General features: G+C 36.5%; 17 protein-coding genes and 1 other annotated feature. Of the genes, 1 reads left to right on the forward strand and 16 read right to left on the reverse strand.

Translation table 11 applies throughout. From position 1 onward, the window contains the following. Positions 1-13 precede the first annotated feature (13 nt). The 10 genes from Q0410_RS08115 to Q0410_RS08160 form a co-directional block, all read right to left on the reverse strand. Positions 14-892 carry a MetQ/NlpA family ABC transporter substrate-binding protein gene (locus Q0410_RS08115; RefSeq protein WP_299035476.1) on the reverse strand — a complete coding sequence of 293 codons (879 nt, stop codon included), beginning with the start codon at positions 890-892 and terminating at the stop codon, positions 14-16. Between the two features lie 86 nt (positions 893-978). Further along, a complete protein-coding gene (locus Q0410_RS08120) occupies positions 979-1,644 on the reverse strand; it encodes a methionine ABC transporter permease (protein WP_299035479.1) in 666 nt (221 codons plus the stop codon). Beyond that, positions 1,631-2,662 (reverse strand): methionine ABC transporter ATP-binding protein, encoded by a 1,032-nt coding sequence (locus Q0410_RS08125; protein ID WP_299035482.1) that lies wholly within the window; start codon positions 2,660-2,662, stop codon positions 1,631-1,633. The genes Q0410_RS08120 and Q0410_RS08125 overlap by 14 nt, the downstream gene beginning before the upstream one ends. Next, positions 2,659-3,864: a M20 family metallopeptidase gene (locus tag Q0410_RS08130; protein ID WP_299035485.1), complete on the reverse strand. Its 1,206-nt coding sequence runs from the start codon at positions 3,862-3,864 to the stop codon at positions 2,659-2,661. Before Q0410_RS08130 ends, Q0410_RS08125 begins: the two co-directional genes overlap by 4 nt. 50 nt (positions 3,865-3,914) lie before the next feature. Next, positions 3,915-4,145: a binding site (T-box leader), on the reverse strand. Between the two features lie 81 nt (positions 4,146-4,226). Further along, complete coding sequence (gene hydF, locus Q0410_RS08135; RefSeq protein ID WP_299035488.1) at positions 4,227-5,378, reverse strand: [FeFe] hydrogenase H-cluster maturation GTPase HydF; 1,152 nt, start codon at positions 5,376-5,378, stop codon at positions 4,227-4,229. Next, the gene (hydG, locus tag Q0410_RS08140; RefSeq protein WP_299035491.1) at positions 5,362-6,780 is read right to left on the reverse strand and encodes a [FeFe] hydrogenase H-cluster radical SAM maturase HydG; all 1,419 of its coding nucleotides are present in this window, start codon (positions 6,778-6,780) and stop codon (positions 5,362-5,364) included. Before hydG ends, hydF begins: the two co-directional genes overlap by 17 nt. Positions 6,781-7,258: 478 nt before the next feature. Beyond that, complete coding sequence (gene hydE, locus Q0410_RS08145; protein WP_299035494.1) at positions 7,259-8,284, reverse strand: [FeFe] hydrogenase H-cluster radical SAM maturase HydE; 1,026 nt, start codon at positions 8,282-8,284, stop codon at positions 7,259-7,261. Between the two features lie 103 nt (positions 8,285-8,387). Next, positions 8,388-9,020, reverse strand: a complete 633-nt coding sequence (locus Q0410_RS08150; protein ID WP_299035497.1) for an HD domain-containing protein — start codon at positions 9,018-9,020, stop codon at positions 8,388-8,390. Next, positions 9,013-9,702: an acyl-[acyl-carrier-protein] thioesterase gene (locus Q0410_RS08155; RefSeq protein WP_299035502.1), complete on the reverse strand. Its 690-nt coding sequence runs from the start codon at positions 9,700-9,702 to the stop codon at positions 9,013-9,015. The genes Q0410_RS08150 and Q0410_RS08155 overlap by 8 nt, the downstream gene beginning before the upstream one ends. A 50-nt stretch (positions 9,703-9,752) precedes the next feature. After that, entirely contained in the window at positions 9,753-10,952 is a 1,200-nt protein-coding gene (locus Q0410_RS08160) for a S41 family peptidase (RefSeq protein ID WP_299035505.1), read from the reverse strand. Positions 10,953-11,134: 182 nt separating this feature from the next. On the opposite strand from Q0410_RS08160, the gene Q0410_RS08165 reads away from it, so the two are divergent. Beyond that, a complete protein-coding gene (locus Q0410_RS08165) occupies positions 11,135-12,124 on the forward strand; it encodes an MBL fold metallo-hydrolase (protein WP_299035508.1) in 990 nt (329 codons plus the stop codon). Between the two features lie 423 nt (positions 12,125-12,547). Here the strand turns inward: Q0410_RS08165 and Q0410_RS08170 are convergent, their stop codons facing one another. From Q0410_RS08170 to Q0410_RS08195, 6 genes are all read right to left on the reverse strand, one after another. Then, complete coding sequence (locus Q0410_RS08170) at positions 12,548-14,629, reverse strand: DUF262 domain-containing protein (RefSeq protein ID WP_299035511.1); 2,082 nt, start codon at positions 14,627-14,629, stop codon at positions 12,548-12,550. A gap of 136 nt (positions 14,630-14,765) precedes the next feature. Further along, complete coding sequence (locus tag Q0410_RS08175; protein WP_299035514.1) at positions 14,766-16,178, reverse strand: sodium:alanine symporter family protein; 1,413 nt, start codon at positions 16,176-16,178, stop codon at positions 14,766-14,768. 456 nt (positions 16,179-16,634) lie between these two features. Further along, complete coding sequence (locus tag Q0410_RS08180; protein ID WP_299035517.1) at positions 16,635-17,510, reverse strand: class C sortase; 876 nt, start codon at positions 17,508-17,510, stop codon at positions 16,635-16,637. Continuing rightward, positions 17,485-18,354, reverse strand: a complete 870-nt coding sequence (locus tag Q0410_RS08185) for a class C sortase (protein ID WP_299035519.1) — start codon at positions 18,352-18,354, stop codon at positions 17,485-17,487. Before Q0410_RS08185 ends, Q0410_RS08180 begins: the two co-directional genes overlap by 26 nt. Further along, the gene (locus Q0410_RS08190; protein ID WP_299035522.1) at positions 18,347-19,318 is read right to left on the reverse strand and encodes a class C sortase; all 972 of its coding nucleotides are present in this window, start codon (positions 19,316-19,318) and stop codon (positions 18,347-18,349) included. The genes Q0410_RS08185 and Q0410_RS08190 overlap by 8 nt, the downstream gene beginning before the upstream one ends. 119 nt (positions 19,319-19,437) lie before the next feature. Beyond that, positions 19,438-19,966: prealbumin-like fold domain-containing protein (locus tag Q0410_RS08195; RefSeq protein WP_299035524.1), on the reverse strand; the 529-nt coding region annotated here is incomplete at its 5' end.

Genomic DNA, 19,966 nt, shown 5'->3' on the forward strand with positions numbered 1-19,966 from the left:
TCGGTATGCCGACTTACCAAGCAGGGATCCAAGATCCTTTTGTGTATGTTTCGAAGTCTTCTTTTGTTTCTTCTGATTGGTAGTATTTTACGAATTCTTTGTAGGTTTCGTTGTTTTCGTCTTCCTTTCTGGCTGCTATTACGTTGATGTATTGTTTTACAGAGTCGCTTTTTGGGTCTTCTGTGTAGATTGATGTATCTTTGTCAAGACCTGCATCTAGGGCGAAGGTGTCGTTTACTACTGCAGCGTCTACGTCATCTAAGCTTCTTGCTGTTTCTGATGCGTCCATTTCTATTAGTTCAAGGTTTTTAGCATTTTCTGTTACATTTTCAAGACCAATTATATCTCCTGGCTCACCTTCTACTGTAATTAGACCAGCATCTTGAAGTAAAAATAGGGCTCTTGAACCGTTTGATGGATCATTTGGTAGGGCGATTTTTGCTCCCTCTGCTAATTCATCTAAGCTTCCTACCTTATTTGAATAAAGAGCTATTGGTGCAAGCATAGTATCTCCAATTGCTACTAGGTCACTACCTCTGTCTTCGTTAAATTCGTTTAGGAATTTGTGGTGTTGGAAGGCATTTAGGTCTATATCTCCAGAAGCTAGGGCTTCGTTTGGTTGGTTGTAGTCTGCAAATTTTACAAGTTCTGCAGTGTTGCCTGTGCCTTCTTCATACCTTTTGATAACTTCTTCTAAAACTTCGTTAAATTCTCCAACTACACCAATTTTTATGTTAATTGGGTCAGATGACTTGGCTGTATCTCCTGTTTCCTTTGTTTCTGTTTTTGTTTCTTCCTTAGTGGCTTCTTCTTTTTTACTCTCTCCGCTTCCACATGATGTTAATGACACTATTAAGCCTAGTGCTAGGGCTATTTTGCTTGTTAATTTCATTTTTTTCTCCTTTTTTTTATTTAGTAACATATTAACCTTCTATCCGTAGATACTAGTAACATTCGAACATTGTCTATAGCTTAAGTCTAATGACTTGTTTTCTTAATTAAATAATTTGCTAGGGCCTGGATTAGATAAACTAGGATTAAAATTAGGATAACCGATACTATTACCACATCGTCCTTATACCTTTTATATCCCATGGCTATGGCCAAATCGCCGATTCCGCCTGCCCCAACTGTACCTGCCATGGCTGTTAGACCTAGGAGGGAAATTAGGGTGATGGATGAGGCCCTGATTAGGCTTGGGAGACTTTCTCTCATATAGACTGAAATAATTATCTCAACTGGGCTAAGTCCCATGGCTTCTGCTGCCTCAACTTTGCCTGGATCAACTTCTGCAAGTGCTTGCTCAACCTGCCTTGCAAAAAATGGTATGCAAGAAAGAGTAAGGGGCACTATTGCCGCTGTAGGTCCTATCCTCGTTCCAACTATAACCCTGGTGAAGGGTGCTACAAGGGCCAAAAGGATAATGAAGGGTATGGCCCTAAATAAGTTTGTAAGCTTATCTAGGATATTATAAACTATTTTATTTTCCAATATCCTTCCCCTATCTGTCACAACCATAATTACGCCTAAGATTAGCCCTACAAGACCTGCAAAAAAGGCAGACACCAAGAGCATATATAAGGTTGTTATAAAATCATCTACTATCCTATCTCTGATGGACCATGAATAATCAAAAAATCCCATCTTTACCTCCTAATAATTCCACACTTATATTTTTTTCTGCCAGATAATCTCCAACTTTTCCCAAGTTTTGTCTATCACCGGATAAACTTACTATGAGGTTTCCTACTGGAGTGCCTGTTATAAACTCTATATTGCCTCCAAGGATATTGGTTTTTACTCCAAATTTCTGGTATAGGTCATTTATAAGCGGTTCTGTTGTAGCTTCTCCTACATAGTTTAGCTTGACTAAAAGCTCATTTTCCTTTAAGATGCCAATATTTTGCTTAACTTCTTCTATAGTTTCAGAAACATTGGTTGAAGTTTCTACAAATTCTCTAGTTAGTGAGTTCTTTGGGTGGGAGAATATTTCTAGGGTTGAACCAGATTCTATAACCTTGCCGCCCTGCATCACCGCACATTTATTGCAAAGGTCCTTTACAACCTCCATCTGGTGGGTAATTATAACAACGGTTAGCTTCAATTTTTTGTTTAAGTTTTTTAGAAGTTTTAAGATTTGCTTGGTTGTCTTTGGGTCAAGGGCACTTGTTGCTTCATCGCATAGGAGGATTTCAGGATCTGATGCCAAGCTCCTTGCTATGGCACACCTTTGCTTCTGTCCTCCTGAAAGTTCGCTTGGATAATTATCCGCCTTATCTCTTATTCCTACTGTTTCTAGTAGGTCTAGGGCCTTGGCTCTTTTTTCTTCCTTGCTAAGGCTCTTATCTTTTTTTATTGGAAAGATTACATTGTCTAAAACTGTTAGATTGTTTAGGAGGTTAAAATGTTGGAAAATCATTCCAATCTTTTTTCTTCTCTCCCTAAGTTCTTTTTTGGACAGGTTTAGAATATTTTCCCCATCTATTAGGACTTCTCCTTTTGTTGGTCTTTGAAGGAGGTTTATAGTCCTTACTAGGGTTGACTTTCCAGCCCCTGAGAAACCTACAATTCCAAAAGTATCTTGTTCATTTATTGTTAGACTGACATCATCTACTGCTTTGAATCCATCAAAGTCTACTGTTATATTTTTTAATTCTATCATTTATCGCTCTCTTTCAAAAAATCTATAGCAAACTTAATTGCAAGGCCTAGGCCGTAATCAATCCCTCTTTCGTCTAGGTCAAACTTTGCCGTGTGGAGGTCAGACGCTTGCCCTTTCGCTTCATTTCTTGTTCCAAAATTTACAAAAACTGTAGGACAAAGTTTAGAATACCCATAAAAGGATTCAGATATCCAAAGTTTTGGACTTGCTACTAGACTATCTTTATACAAATCTTCTAGATTTTTCTTAACTTTTTTTACAAGGGACCTATCATTTATAACTGGTTCTGCCACAATCTTGGTGTAGTCATTAAATCTAACTTGGCAGCCATGGGCCTTGGCTGTTAGACTTGTTATATTTTTCAAAAGGTCTAAGGCTTTTTTACCTTCCTCTAGGTCAAAAAACCTCAGTGTTCCCTTAACATTTGCCGAATCTGAAATTACATTGGCAGCTGAGCCTCCATTTATAGCACCTATGCCAAGACTTACTGGCTTTTCTAGGTCTAATTGGTTATTCCAAGCAGAATTTAGGGATGTTATAATCTGGGCTGTAGCTATCAGCGGATTTATCGCAAGGTCTGGTCTTGACCCGTGGCCGCCCCTTCCTATAACATCAAAGTCTACTCCCGCACATCCTGCATAGGCCGGACCCTCTATTATAGAAAACTTACCAACATCTAGGGTTGGGCTTTGGTGGTTGCCATAAACTGCATCAAGGCCCTTATCTTTTAGGTGAGAAACCATAGCATCAATGCCTGCTCCGGTTTCCTCAGCTTCTTCAAAGATAAGATAGATTTTCCCATTTATTTCTTTTTCCAATTTCTTTAGGATTTTCCCACTCATAAGGGCTATAGTCATGTGGCTATCATGGCCACAGGCGTGAGATACGCCAGGATTTTTGGATACAACTAGTTTTTTCTCTTTGAGATTATAGGAATCTTCCTCAATTGCCAAAGCATCAAGGTCGGTCCTTATGCCTAGAGTTTTGCCAGGCCTACCTGCATCAAAAAGGGCTGTGAAACCTGTTGAACCCTCTACATCTTCTACGATAAATCCCAGATCTTTGCACCTTTTCTTTAGGTACTTGCTTGTCTCAAACTCCTTGCTTGATACTTCTGGGTTTTCATGCAAGTACCTCCTGGTTTTTATTATATCGTCCTTATTAAGTTTTATTTCTTCTTTGATTTTTTCTACTAAAGTCATCTTAACCTCGATTTCACAAAAAAATAACGTCCCAATATTCCATATAGGAATATAAGGACGTTTAAATCGCGTTACCACCTTATTTTATGCTTGATCACCCAAACATACACTCATCAAGTACAAACATACTCTAATTCTATAACGGGAATTCCCGTATGGACCTCATATCGATCCATCCCATCCAAGGCCATCTTCATCTAGCCTCATCTTTACTCCTTTTCACCAACTGGAGCTCTCTAAAAAAGATTCTTCTAAACTACTCTTCTTGTCAAATGGTTTTGTAAAACTTATATCTCGTTGTTAATGGTATAATACCACCTAAAAAATTTCCTGTCAAATATATTTACTCATTATTTTTAATATTATTCAGGAAGGGTGATTTTTTCAAGGATTTTATTCATCTTAGCAATGGCTATCCCATAATTTGTCATAGGTGTCCCTGCCTCTTTGGCCTTTTCTATCCTAGCTAGGACATGGGTCCTATTAAACATGCAAGACCCACAAGCTATGATTAGATCATATTTTTTATAGTCTATAGGATCATTTCCTCTTACAAAGTCTATAGCCACATCAGGGTGAGCCTTTCTAATAAGCTTTGGAATTTTGACACTTCCTATATCCTCATCTATAGGTGGGTGGGAACAGGCTTCGGATATAAGGATATTTTTTAAAGGCGCGTCTAAAACTGCTGCTGATTCTACAAAGTAAGCGAGGTCACCCTTTAGGGCTGAAAATAAAACCGAGAAGCTTGTAAGTTTAACATCTTTTGGCTTTTTTTCATAGACTTTCTTAAAGGCCTGGCTATCAGTTATGATAAGGTCTATTTTATTAAGGGATTTTATTGTTGTCTCAAAATTAGAAAGGTCGGTGCAAATCGCACTTGCCCCCTTATCAATTATTTCCCTGATGGTCATAACTTGGGGCTTTATTATCCTATCCTTGGGTGCAGCCTTATCTTGGGGCATGACAAGGAAGACCATATCACCTTTTTTAACTAAGTTTTTGGTGATAGTATGGTCTTCTTTTTTGTAAAGAGACCTTATCCTCGCAAAAATTTCATCTCTTGACCTAGTATCTTCAAGACTTACTCCGATTGGATTTTTATCCTCATATTCTCTTAGGATTTCTTTGCCCCAATCCCTATCCTTCTTCATGGCGAGAAAAATAACTGGTTTATCCCTAAATTCAGGGAGGATTTCCAAAGAATCTCCAGGACTTAAGACATAAATAAAAATATCGACCTTATCTATTTCCGCCAGGGTTTTTTCGTATCTCTCCTTACCAAGCTTTGTTTTATCAGCTGTTCCTGCTGTATCTATAAAAACAACTGGCCCAAAGTCAGTTATTTCCATACTTTTTCTAATCGGGTCTGTGGTTGTTCCTTCAATAGGTGAAACTATCGCCACATCCTGTCCTGTTAGGTAGTTTAGCAGGGTAGACTTGCCGGAATTAGTCCTTCCAAAAATCCCTATATGGACTCTCTCGCTAAGGCCTGCCTTAGATATAGATGTCACGTTGGCCTTCCTCGACACGTTTGATATTTTCCCTAGTTTCTTCTCTCACATCTGGGTTTGGAATATTTTCTAATTCTCTTTTAATTAATCTATCAGCACTTTTAGCAGTCTTTTCGCTCGCATAGTCAACTGCGTATTCTTTTAAGGTTACAAGGGCATTTGGATGGCAGATATTACCTATACCGTGTTTTTTAACCATGCCCATAAAGACTTCTCCAGTCCTACCCTTTCTGTAGCAAGCAGTGCAAAATGATGGCACGTGGTCCTTTTCAATTAGCCACTCTACTACCTCGTCAAGGGTCCTATTATCAGCTAGTTCAAATTGGTCGCTTCCCTTGGTTTCGTGGTTTGTATATCCTCCGACAGATGTCTTTGATCCGCCAGAAAGTTGGCTGATTCCAAGGTCTAAAAGCCTATTTCTCATAGCCTCTGACTCACGAGTTGATACAATCATACCAGTATATGGGGCAGCAATTCTTATGCAGGCAACAAGTTTAGCAAACATATCGTCTGATAAGGAGTTATCAAAATCATCTGGGTCTATATCATCAGCTGGTTGGATTCTTGGTACAGATATGGTGTGAGGGCCGACATTAAAACGAGCTTCTAAGTGCTCAGCGTGCATTAATTGACCTATAAATTCATATTCATAGGAATCTAGACCATAGAGTACACCCATGCCAACATCGTCTATCCCACCTTCCATGGCCCTATCCATGGCTTCTGTATGGTAGGCGTAGTTTGATTTTGGTCCAAACTTGTGAAGGGCTTCATAGTTTTCCTTGTTGTAGGTTTCTTGGAAGAGAATATAGGTTCCTATTTCTGCTTCCTTTAGCTTTCTGTAATTTTCCACAGTAGTTGCCGCAATATTTACATTTACACGTCTAATAGCCCCGTTTTTGTGTTTGATATTATAAATTGTATCGATTGATTCTAGGATATATTCGATAGGATTGTTTATTGGATCTTCGCCAGCTTCTAGGGCAAGCCTCTTATGGCCCTGATCTTGGAGGGCAATTACCTGCTCTTTGATTTCTTCTTGGCTTAATTTTTTCCTTGGGATACTCCTATTTTGACCATGGTAAGGACAGTATACACAGCCGTTTACACAGTAGTTTGATAGGTAAAGGGGGGCAAAAAGCACAATCCTATTGGCATAAAACTTGTATTTTAATTCTTTGGCAAGCTTATAGATTTCCTCATTTAAATCATCTTCCTTGCAAGATAAAAGCACAAAGGCATCCCTATGGCTAAGACCTTGAGCCTTCTTTGCCTTTTCTAAAACTTCTATGATTAACTTTCTATTGTGGGCATTTTCCCTGCCGTAATCGAGGGTTTCTAATATTTCCTCGTGATTTATAAATTCTTCTGCATGTATACTTTTGGGATCGTATTTAGTCATTTTTTCCTTCTTTCTTTTTTATGTATATGTATAATTATAATACTTTTTTGCCTAAAATGAAAATTAATTGAGAATAAAAGGGTAAATATGGTATAATATAGCTGTTATCATCTGCCCTTAGTGTGAAGGGAGATGGTTCTATGAAAATTATAGTTGACTTCATTCTTGGAGTTGCAGTGCAAGTAGTTGGTAACTATTTATACAAGTGGCTAAGCTCTAAGAGAACTAAAGAAGATGATAATTAGCCCAAAAACAAAAAGACGAGCTGCGGACTCGTCTTTTTTGTTTGGTAATTCCATGATTCATAGTTGACTCCATGGTTAATATTATTATACCTACTAATATTACTATTTCAATTCCTTATTAATTTGAAAAGACAAGTTAGTGGCTCATCTTTTATATTAGATAATCCTTTATTATAGTTGACTTCATTTAAGTATAATACTTCTTTTTTTCATTTATTAAAATCATAAGCCCATCATTTCCCAAAATCCGCCACATCTCCCCTATCATCAACTATCCTATAGCCAAAGAAGGCTATTTCCTTCTCAAGGGCTTTTTTGGCTTCCGCCGCCTCAAGGCCTGTGTTCAGCTTATTATCATAAAGATTGTAGGCTTTTTTAGCTTCTTTAGGGCTTAGGTTTGGCATAAGGACATTGGCTCCCGCCTTAAGTCCCAGTTCTCTTCCCTTGGGATTTACTGTTCCTAGGGCTGTAGTTGCAGGTATTAGAGCGTAAGGAAGTACTATTCTCAAGATTGAAACAAGCCTTAACGTCTTTGTAAAAGACCCATCCTCAAAATCCTTAAAAGGAGTATCGTGGCTTACTAGATAGGGCCCAATTCCAACCATATCTGGCTTGAGCCTTTCAAGAAATCTAATATCTTCTATCAAATCATCGGTCTTTTGGTAGGGACTTTCCACCATAAAGCCACCTCCAACCTGGTAGCCAATCTTTTTTAGATTATAAAGACATTCTTGCCTAGTTTCTAATTTCATAGACTCTGGATGAAGCTTCTCATAGTGGTCTGGATTTGAACTTTCTTCCCTAAGCAAATACCTATCTGCTCCTGCTTCATAAAAGGCTTTATAATCTTCATAAGACCTTTCCCCAAGAGATAGGGTAATAGCTACATCTGGATACCTCTCCTTGATAGACCTTATCACATCAACCATAAAATCTTTACTAAAGTGAGGATCTTCTCCACCCTGCATAACAAAGGTTCTAAAACCTAAGTCATAGCCAAAGTCAGCAGACTTTAGGATTTCATCCTTACCAAGTCTGTATCTGGCCACATGAGTGTTAGACTTTCTTATTCCGCAATAAAAGCAGTCATTTTTACATATATTAGAAACTTCTATAAGGCCCCTGATATAGACCTTATCACCGTAGACTTCCCTACGGATTTTATCAGCTTTCTTAGATAAAATTTCGGTCATAGCCTCATCTTCTATCCATTTTCTTAAGGTTTCTCTATCAATATGCTTTACTTCTCTTCTTATCATAAGGCCTCTTCTTTATAAAAAAATGAGGAGGTCGTCTGACCTCCTTCGGGTTTGGTAAAATAAATTCACTTATAATATACCCAAAACTTGCCTTAATGCAATATTATTTTACATTTCTCATTAGCTTATAGGGAAATTTATAGTAGCGAGGTCTTGGCAAATAGTCCTTGATAGGATTTTGGAGTTTACTTTCAAGTTCTTCTTGCCAAGTATTTAATATTTTTAGTCTTTTTACCCTCTCTTTCGTTTTTGGAATATTTCTAAGATTCTCTCTCTCATCAAGACCTAAATACTTATCCTTAATAAGATTATCAAGAAGGATTATCAACTTCTCATAAGGGTCTATTTCTCTTTTTTTAAGGTAGGCTCTTAGAAACTCCTCATCCCTATGGCTTATATTTTTATCTCCATGGTAAGAGTTAAAGTCATCTGTCACAAAACCGTGACCCAGGGCTATTCTTGCTGGATGAAAATAAGATTCAAACCTCAATATCCTATAGCCTTCCATCATGTGGGCCAGGTCTTTGAAGCCGTGACCCTTACCCAGGTCATGAAGGGCGCCAGCTGCATAGGCTATCTCAGGATCAAGACCGATTTCTTTGGCAATTTTTTCGCTGGTTTTTCCTATAATATGGCTATGGATTATCCAATCCCCAGGGCCTATCTTAAAGGCCTCATCTAGCATATTTCTAACCTTATCCTTATTAGGGATATTTCCAAATCCGTCCTTATACATATTCCACCACCCCGTAAGCGTGACTAATTTCAGACCTTAACTCAAAATCTACTTGCTTGTCACTTTCTTTATAAAAGAGCTCTACTTTTTCTTGCTCTTTTATTTGATTTTTATAAATCATTTTAATATAAGAAAGCTTACCCTCATCAAAACTAGGTATTTCCTTAATATAATCAAAATAAACTCCATTATTTACATGGAGATTTTGATCAAAATCAGCCCTTCTTATATAAACTTGCTTTTTATCGGCAAAATTATCTTTTTTCTTATAAGGCCTACCCTTATAATCTTCAGTGCTTACTCCATAGGCCTCGGCAAGGCTCTTGTCAATTATTGCTGCCCTCATCTTTTCCCAATCAAAAAGAATAAAGCTCGCCTTAGCTTTTGCCAAAATTTCCCCATCTTTTTTTACAAAGAAGTTTCTATAAGCATAAAAACGCTGCATATGGGTAGGTATGGTAGTAATTTCAACCTCATCGCATTCTTTTATTGGCTTTATAAATTCTATATCCCAAGCATACAAGAGCCAGACTTTTTTATCCATGGCTCCTAGGTTTTTCTCCACCCTACTTGCTTGAATGGTTGAAATATCAAGCATAAGTCCTGTTAGGTATCTAAGGGTAATTGTTTTTTTCTCATTACAAAACATGGAACCTATTTTATAAATCTTACTATCTTTCATAACTCTCCTAACATAAAAAGGGCAGCCAACTGCCCCTTAGTAATTTTTTCTTAAATTTCTCCTAATAACTCTGATAAGGCCTTTAAAAATTGTTGGTCTTCAGTAAAGTCATTGTTATTTAAATCTAATTCTTGGTTTTTATTTTCAACTTCTATATCAGGTTTTACCCCTACTTTATTAATCTTTTCACCATTTGGAGTCTTGTACTCACTAATAGTAATCTTAGCTCCCGCACCATTTTCAAGTGGGAAAAGTTTTTGCACTATACCCTTTCCAAAAGACTTAGTACCAACAATCTTAGCTCTTCCCCTATCTTTTAAGGCACCAGCTAGAATTTCAGAAGCAGATGCAGAGTTCTCATTAATAAGGACGGTCATAGGGATATCATCCATATCAGCATCAGATTTTTCTGTGATGACATTGCCATTTTTATCTTCTGTAGTAACTATTACTCCCTCATTAAGGAAGGTATCAGCTATATTTAGGCAAACATCTAAGGCTCCACCTGGGTTATTACGAAGATCAAGAACAAGCCCATCTACGTCATCGTTTTTGAGCTTTAAGTAGGCATCCTTAAAATCACCCCAAGTAATATCGTCAAAGGCAGAAAGTCTTAGATAACCAATCTTTTTACCATCAAGATCTAAAGATTCAGAATGAACTGTATCCACAGTCACATCACGTCTTTCAACAAGCATAGGGATCTCTTCACCGTCAGGCTTATCTTCACTAACCCTTAAAACTTCAAGCTTAACCTTAGTGCCAGGCTCACCCCTTATAAGGGCAACAGCCTTATCAAGTTCAGTACCATCAAAGTCAGTTCCTTCAACAGATTTAATAAAGTCGCCTGACTTCATGCCTGCTTCCTTGGCTGGAGAATTTTCAAAAACTTGGACAACCTTAATCATTCCTTCCTTAGAATTTGAAACAGTTACCCCTATTCCCTTATACCTACCGTCAAGATTTTCCATAAGTTTTGTGTACTCATCCTCTGGATAATAGGCAGTATAAGGATCTCCAAGGTTGGCAAACATGCCTTTCAAAGCTCCATTATAAAAGTCTTCGTCCTTATAATCAAAAAGGAAATTTTTATCTAAAAGTCCCTTAAGGGAATCCATCTCCCCAATTAATTCTTTATCCTTTGTGGCAACTCCCTGGCCCAAATCAACATTTGACCCAAGCATGAAGCCTGCAAAGCCAATAGCCCCCACTAGGACCAGGCTTAAAATTATTTTTCCAAATCTTTTCATTAACTATTAATCCTTTCCAAATAGGCCCAAGACCCATTTAAACTAATTACATATATTATATCACAAGATTAATCAAATTGTAATAAAAAATCTACGAGCGCTTATATTATCTTGATAAATAAATAATTTTTTGCTATTTGGGGTACTTATCAAATAAGAAAGAAAATCTTGAAAGGATAAACATGCAAATAAAAGAAGTACACAAAGACATCTACCAGGCGATTTTCCCCCTAACAGGAAATCCCCTCAAATCAATAAATATATTTGTCATAAAAGCAGAAGACTCGGCCATGATAATCGACACAGGCTTTAACAATCCCGAAAATAGGGGCAATATGGAAGAATTGATCCAAAGACTAGACCTAAATTTACTAAAAACCAAACTCTTCCTAACCCACCTCCACTCTGATCACGTAGGCCTTGCCAAATGGCTAGATGATAAGGGCATAGGCGATATTTATATATCAGAAAAAGATGGGAGAATGGTTGAAAATGGGATAAACAAAGAGGACTTCCAGTGGCAAAACATAATAAAAAACGCCCACTTCCAAGGATTGGGCCCAGAAAAATTAAAAATAGAAGACCACCCAGGCTACAAAAATAGGCCAAAGGAAGCCTTCCCTCACACAAAGATAAAACCAGGCTGGGAAATTACAATAGGTGACTACAACTTCGTAGCCATAGATGAAGAAGGACACACACCAGGCATGCTAGGACTTTATGAAAAAAAACACAAGATTTTATTCTGTGGTGACCATATCCTAGGAAAAATAACCCCAAACATAACCTACTGGGGAGAGGAATTTGGCGATAGCCTTGGAATTTATCTAGAAAACCTAGAAAAAATCAAAGACCTAGATATAAAACACCTCTACTCCTCCCATAGGTTCTTAATAAAAGATACCAATGCGAGGATAGACGAACTTATGTCCCACCACGAGGAAAGGCTAAAAGACGTCCTTGACATAATAAAAAACCTAGAAAAAGCAAATACAACAGAAATTACCCAAAAAATGCAGTGGGACATCAGGGCCAAGGACTGGAGCGACTTCCCCGACAGCCAAAAATGGTTCGCCGTAGCAGAAGCTGCAGCCCACTTAAAACACCTGGTTAAAATCGGAAAGGTAAAAGAGGAAGTCGTAAATGGGGTAGGATATTATTTACTCAGATAAAATAAAACCCGCTTAGAAAAATAATCCTAAGCGGGTTTGTAAAAAAATTCTTGGTTTTCCTAAATGGAGAGTATCCACCTTCCTGTCCTAACTTTTACCCAAAAAATCCATTTTTTCTTTGTGCTTTAAGATTAAAACCACAAGTTTTCACCCTCTAAGCCTATAGTACTAAGAGAGAATATAACAAGGGAGATAAGTAGATGAACAAGAAAAATCTTTACACAAGTATCTTTTTAATTATTCTGGGAATAATAATTCACTTTTTATTTAAAGATTTAAACAAATTTATTGGTATGACTTCTTTTATAGTTGGTATTACTTACCTACTGTCTACAATTCTATCAAGAAATGATAAATAGACCTGGGCAGTAAATTTAAATTATAGCTTTTAGCTTATATTTTTATATAAACTCTCCTATTTCTTTAATCTTTTGATCTTAGATAAAATACCAATTCATTTTCATCTACACCGTATAGGTCAAATATCTTTTTAAGTCCTATTATCTTTGTATTTGTACTGGTATTTGTATTGATATAAATACCATCATAGATTTTTTTATAACTTTTTGAAGATTGATGATTTTCTATATAGTATTTTAGGTCACTGTCCTTATTGTTTATTTTATTAATTAATAAATGAGGATTATCATCAATAATTAATTCAATAGTCCTAAGGTACATTTCCTGCCAGGATTTTACACTAGTCCTCGCTCCTAAGAACTCAAATTCACTTATGAGCCTACCTGTTAAGTTTATCTCATCCGCTAGGGCTACTTTTTCTTCTAATTTATTTTCTGGTTCATAAGAAGTTTCAACCATAGGCCAGATTTTCCTTGCCTTTGATAGCATCTGTTCATTTCTATCTTTAAGTTCTATTTCAGTCCACCTATCAAAGTTAGCAAGTCTTTGATTCATCCTTATCCCAGAATCCCTATATCCATTTTCTACATCTCTTTTTCTCTCAAAACTACTGTTTTGATATTTTGAATTGTAGGCTGTAAGAGTTAAATTTGCTAAGCGGTGAACCCATTCTTCATGGATTTCCTGCCAATTATCTCCCAGGGAAGCCTGCCATTCATAAGATAAGTTTTGGGGCATTATATGTTCTATAGTGTAAGTGCCGTTAGAAATAAGCTTGTATACATCCTTAACTTCTTTAGTTCCCCAATTCTCATATCTTTCTATTAAATATTGTTTATTTTTTGATCTCATAGAATAAATATCCTTATTCTCCAAGGATTTTAAAAAACTTTGATTATCTGGAAAAATACCCTTCCCTTGTTTTTTGCTAAGTATATACTTAAACTTATCTACATATAAATCAGCACTTCCATCGATTTGCATTATTTCATTGTGTAGGCTTGCAAAAATCTTATTAAGAGCATTTGCAGCCATATCACAAATTTGCCTTCTAAAAATATAAGACTCTACTGTATTTAGTATTTCTAAAACTTCTTCTTCACTTAGAATGGCTTCTTTTTTTTGACTACTTTCAGCCAGTCTTAAAACTTCTAATACAAAGGGTCTTATTACCTTTGCTTCATAAAACAATAAACGGGTTAAAACAGGTTCAATTGTCTTCATCTTGCTCTTTCCAGTAATAATTTGCTCATATCTCTCTGCATAAGCAAGCAAGTCTTCTAATAATTCTTCCTTCCCTATCGATAAACTTAAATGATATTTTTTAAATTCTTGGTAGGTCTTTTTTATAACAGGTATGTATTGTAGCTTTATACTCAGATAGTCTCTTATAAATGAACTTACATCATATTTTGTTGCTTTTTCAATTTTATGCCAATATTTTTCATAATATTCTTCCTGTAGCTCATTAGGTCTTACATCCATAAGGATATAATTTCTAATTTTATCACCCTCACTTAAATCAAGTCCTGTAGAGTTTAAACTTTCAAAGATTAGTTGGGGATTATCTTCTGGCCCTAGGAAAATATTTATTATTTCAAGTTTTTTAAAAGATTCATATAATTCAGAAATACTAATTTCTTCTCTTAATATTCTATTGTAAAAATACTCATAATTTGTCGTTATATTTGAATCAAGTATTAGCTCATCAAATTTATCTACAAGAATATTAAAGGCTTCTGCATCATTTTTTACAGGTTTTAGTTTAATTCTAGTCTCTTTTTTCTCATATTTATCAACCAAATATTCATCAAATAATTTAGTCTTGAGATTTAGGTCCTTCGTAGTTAAAATTTCTTCTTCAAGAATCTTATACATTGCTAAAAGAAGAAGAGATACTGTTGTTAGTCTCTGTTGCCCATCTATTATTAAATATTCTTGTTGCCCACCACCTTCATTCATAGATGAAACTATGCTTCCAAAAAAATGTCTCTTAGTGTTTTCCTTAGATATCCTAACCAGATCATCATATAATTGCTTGCATTGGTCTTTAGTCCAATCATAATTTCTTTGATAAACCGGAATTATAAATCTTTTAGAGTGTCCTTCCATATATTGGTAGAGTAGTTCTTCATTACCTTTCAAGATAAACCTCCCATACTATTAACTTATCTTATAGTTAAACCTTATTATATCATATTTTAGCTTTAATTTTATATGAAATTCTTTAGCACAATAAAAACATCCCTTGCATGAGTCTTTGCAAGGGATGTTTTATATCTTATTTCCAAAAATCTAGTTCTTTTTCATCAAGGCCAATATTCTTTGCTAAAAATACTGGTTCTTTTCCTTTTTTTCTTTGTTTCCTATAATCATCTAGGGCCCTTAAGGAATATTTTCCTAGGATGAAGATTGAGAAGATATTTATTATGGCCATTATACCCATTAAAAGGTCTGCTAGGTCCCAGGCGAAGTCCATTTCCATACCTGCTCCTAGAAAGATCATGACAATGGCTATTATCCTATAAAAGAACATTGACTTATCTGAGAGTACTTCTCCTTTTAAATAAGAAAGACAGGACTCGCAGTAGTATAGATTACCTAAAAGAGTTGTAAAGGCAAATAGGCCTAGGCAAACTGTTATGAATAGATAGCCATAAGATCCTATGACTGTCGATAAGGCTTCTTGGATATAGCCTGCTCCTGCAAGTTCTTCTCTTGGAGCTACACCTGATACCATAGCCATAAAGGCTGTGGATGTACAAATTATTAGGGTATCGATAAATACGGATATCATTTGTACCAGACCTTGTTTGACTGGGTGGCTTACCATGGCACTTGCTGCAGCATTTGGTGAAGAACCCATACCTGCCTCATTTGAATAAAGACCTCTCTTTATTCCTTCTACCATGGCAGAACCTGCCACACCACCAAATATCGCCCTAAAGTTAAAGGCGTCATCTAAGATTAGCTTAAACATTGGACCGATATTTCTAAAGTTTATGGCAATCATAAACAGGGACATAAATACATAGATAAGCCCCATTACTGGTACGATAATAGATGTGTATTTTATAATCCTTTTACCCCCACCTAGGATACAATAACCTGCTATTAGGGCGAGGATACCACCTATTATCCAAGGAGTCTTGCCTGGATGGTAAAAACCATAGGCCTTAAATGAGTCTTGGAGGTTAAAGGAAGCTAGCATGTTGAACCCAACTGCATAAGTTAGGATAAGAGCTATGGCAAATACCACCCCTAGCTTTCTTGAACCAAGTCCTTCTTCTATATAGTAAGAAGGTCCACCATATGATGACCCGTCCTTGGATTTTTTCTTAAAAATCTGTGCTAGGGTCGATTCTATAAAGGCTGACGCTCCACCAATTATCGCTATAATCCACATCCAGAAAACCGCCCCTGGTCCTCCTAGGCATATAGCGTTAGAAACTCCTACTATATTACCAGTTCCTACCCTTGATGCGGTAGAAACCATAAGGGCTTGGAAGCTTGAAACGTCATCTTCTCCTGCTGGTTTTTCCCCAACTACTTTAACAGCATCTGAAAAAAGTGTAAATTGGATAAAACCAGTTCTAATAGTAAAATAAAATCCACAAGCTAATAGGATAATAATTAATACAGGATAATATAGGTATCCATTAACCGTCGATATAATACTTTTAAAAATTTCCATAAAATCTCCTTTTATGTTCAAATTAATATCATTACTTATAAGCAAAGTATAGTCATCTAAACATTGTCTTATCACATTAAAGTGAAGCTCTATTTAATTTACTATAAATTTAACTTCTTGTCAATTCATTATTATAAATATTTATTAATATTATTTCACTTTATAGATAACTTCATATAAATTTTGTTTTATTTTACTATAATTAACCCCTATTTTAGAATAAGATCCTTATGGAAGAGTTTAAAATTTTATACAAATATCCGGTCCAGAAATTTCCCAAATCTTTATCATCTAAATCTAAAGTCACAAATATTTACTCTATCTAGGGATTTCTTTATAATTAATAACATAAGAGAAAAGCGGTTTTTGCATTTATTTTAGTTTTTATTCTCACTAAGCTAAAATCCCCATCAAAAAAGCCGAGCCTTGCTCGACTTTTTATAATTTCATTTTGTTTTAAGCTTTTATTCTTCGTATAAATTTAAATAAGGTAAATATTATTGCCAAGATTCCTAATGCGGCTCCAACAAGTCTAACTATGACAGTTATTTTTACAAGTTTATTGTTATCTACAGAGTCATTAGCACTTGATACAAAATCTCCACTTGGTAGTTTAAATTCATCTGCTGGACCTGATTCGTCTCTTATGGCATTTACCAAGAGTCTATTTGGTCTAGCTGGCAAGAATGGACTACAGGTCAAAAGAGTTATCATATCTAAATCACCCCTTGGAGCGAGTTTGTCCCAATCGTAAGGCCCTATGATTTGCTTATCGCTTACCACATAGCGCATGGTTTGCTCTGCTCTTTCTATATAGATATAGTCACCACTTTCTAATTCATCAACATAGAGAAACATGGTATCTCCCCACCAGCCCCTGTGACCAGCTAGGGCTGATCTTGTGCCCTTGCCTCCTATAGGTATGGCAGTTCCTGCAACTTGGGCTACTCCCTTTGAGATATGCTCATTTGTAGCATCTAGGTATATTGGCAAGTACTTATCAAGCTTAGGTATAGAAAGATAAGCGAAAGGAGTATTGGTTGTCCTAAACATTTCGTATTTATTTTCATAGTCTTCTGCTGTGAAGGGATCTTCTACACTTATGTCAGAGTCTTTTATTTTTTCGTTGTAGGCTTCTGCCTTTTTAGTTTCTTCATCAAGTTGTTCACTTGACTTACTTGCTTCTATTTTTTCAAAAGCTTTTTTTTCATTTCTTGCCTTCAAATCATGGTAAGACCTTAGGGCTAGGGGGCTGGTTATAAGTATTAGGCCCACTAAAATCAGTACATATCCTATAAATGATTTTCTAGTTAATTTTGTTTCTTTCTTCAATTTCTTCTAGCTCCTTACTTAAGTTATCAGTCCTTTTCTTTTCCCTAAAAAGTGTCAGGGTTAGGATAATTATTATAGGGATAAGTACAAGTACCATCCTAAAGAAGTCAAACCTTGCCCTTGGCATATTTGCCACACCATCATCTATAGCTTCCTGGTAAGGAATCCTCTCTCCACGGACCAAAAGCCTGTGGGAGTTAATCATATAGGGTGTACAGGTTAGAAGAGTTGTATAGTCCTTATTTTCTACTACTAGGACTGGCTCAAAGTCTGATGGTTCTACAACCTGAATTTTATCAACCTTGTAGGCTATAGTTTCCTTAATATTAGTGATATAAAATATATCGCCATAGGCAATCAGGTCTAGGTTCCTAAAGAGTTTGGCATTTGGAAGGCCCCTGTGGGCTGTGATAACAGCATGGGTTGACTTACCCCCAATAGGTAGGGATGTACCCTCCAAGTGGCCTGCCCCTTGTTGCAAGACATCCTCACTAGATCCAGCACGGATGGGAATATCTATTCCTATCTTTGGTATCCTAACATGGCCTACCATCTCCTCTACCTCAAGCATTCTAGCATATTCAGCTCGTCCTGCTTTTTCCATGTCGGTATAAGGGTCGGCAAGTCTTGATGGATCTAGGGTGCGGTTGTAGGCTTCTGCAAGGGCCATCCTCTTGTCCAAATCCTGGGGAGCAAGATCCTTGGCAGCTTTGACGAAGGTTACAACCTCGTCTTCGGCCTTGATTTCATAATACTTTTGACTTATCAAAGGGTAGGAGAAGATCAAAAGTCCCAGCAAAAATATTGCCATGAAAACTAATTTATTTTTAGTCTTCTTAGACATAATCGTCATCCTCATCTGCTAGACTATCAAATAGGTCTCCCTGCCCCTTTGAATCCCTTGGCTTAGTTTTTATAAATCCACCCTTGGTAAATTCGCTAATCTTCTTAAAGTACTCCTTGTTATCCCTTCTTAGTTTTAAAATCAGGATAATTAATAACAAGATTAGGGCAAGGGAGGCGAAAAATAGGATTCTAAAGATCCAGTTATTCCTGTTTTCTCTAATAGATTCTTCATCAACCGCTGGTACATAAGGCACCCTGTGGCCTCTTACAATTAGCCTGTGGGTATTAATCATAATTGGCGTACATGTTAAAAGTGTCACATAGTCATGACCCGGGCTAATTAAAAGATCATCAAAGTTTGATGGCTCAATTACCTTTATCTGATCAACCTGGTAGGCGATTATGCCTTCAATGTTTTCTATATAAAACTTATCACCAATCTCAAGTTGGTTTAAATGGGTAAAAAGGGTCGCCTCAGGCAGGCCTGAGTGGGCTGTTAGCACCGAGTGAGTTGAGTTACCACCTATAGGAAGGGAAGTACCTTCCAAGTGGCCAACCCCCTTTTGCAAGATATCTTCACTAGTACCTGCATAAACCGGGAGTTTTTGGTTAATCTTTGGTATATCAACAGTACCAATCATCTCCTCTACTTCAAGCATGCGGGCGTATTCCTTACGTCCTTCTTCTTGTTGTTTTCTTGAATAAGGGTCTGAGGCAATCTTACCTGATAGTGACTCGTTAAAAGCCTTGGCTAGGTTTATTCTCCTGTCTATTTCCTTAGTATCAAGCTTCTTAGCACCGCTAGAGAAGGTTTCTACTTGGTCATTAGATTCAATCCTATAATAAAGTCTTGAAACTAGGGGATAGACCATCACCATAAATCCAAGCAAGAAAATTAGCCTAAAGACCCAACGTGATTTTTTCTTATTAACTTTTTTTCCTTTAGCTTTTTTCTTAGCCATACCAATCCTTTATGTAAAAAGGGGCCAAGCCCCTGCTGTTTTTTATATTATACTCTTAACCTTTAGAATTATCTCAAGCTAAAAATAAGGACCCCTCAAATGAAGGATCCTTCATATTTTTATGCTCTTTGAGTTCTCTTATCGCTATTAACAAGTCTGATTCCTAAAATTAGGAGGATAATACCTGCAACAGCCATAATTATAATTCTAATATCACCTGTTTTTACAATTGTTCTAGGATTTTTGATAACCCTTGTTAAATCGCTAGGTGTGTATTTGGTTGTAATAGTATTTTGCCTACTAGTGGTTGTTATTGGAGTAAAAGGCTTATTTACAATCTTTGTTGCAGGAAGTGAGCTACTTGCTGCATCTACCTTAAATGGGGTAAGTTCTTTATCAATTGTATAATTTTTAGGAGCCTTTATCTCTTTAAGGGCGTATTTGCCATATTCTAGTCCACTTACACTAAATTCGCCATTGGATGGAGAAGTTAGTCTAACTTCCTTGCCATCTTTGAGATATTTCTTGTAAGTAGTTCCTTCTTTTTTCATAAGGATGAATTTCGCTCCAGCAAGCCTATTTTCTTTCTTTGTAGAGTCAATCTTTACAAAGTTAAAACCACCGGTTGGGGTTTTTGGTTTTTCTGGA

The sequence above is a fragment of the uncultured Anaerococcus sp. genome (assembly GCF_937934665.1).
Classification (GTDB): Bacteria; Bacillota; Clostridia; order Tissierellales; family Peptoniphilaceae; genus Anaerococcus.